Genomic DNA, 217 nt, shown 5'->3' with positions numbered 1-217 from the left:
CACGCAAGGTACAGGGCATACGCTGCAGCGAGGCCGGAACAAACTGGAACCGCCAGATCAGTCGCCACAGAATACACAATGGCAGAACACCTGCCACCAACGGGCTGCCCAACCTGCGGCATTGGGAGATAAAAATCCCGTACTAGGGATGTCTATGGTGCTGTGTGGACTGTTGCTGGCAGCCAGCGGAGCCTGGACGCTGCCGGCTGCCCGTTAC

1 protein-coding gene is annotated in these 217 nt (G+C 59.4%); it reads left to right on the top strand.

Annotated elements, in window-relative coordinates:
• Positions 1-217 (top strand): hypothetical protein (locus H6B10_RS17625; protein WP_204652581.1); only part of this gene is annotated, 217 nt, incomplete at both ends.

The sequence above is a fragment of the Gemmiger formicilis genome, assembly GCF_016901605.1.
Classification (GTDB): domain Bacteria; phylum Bacillota; class Clostridia; order Oscillospirales; family Ruminococcaceae; genus Gemmiger; species Gemmiger formicilis_B.
Note: the sequence above shows the minus strand (reverse complement) of the source record. Positions and strands in the feature narration are given on the sequence as shown.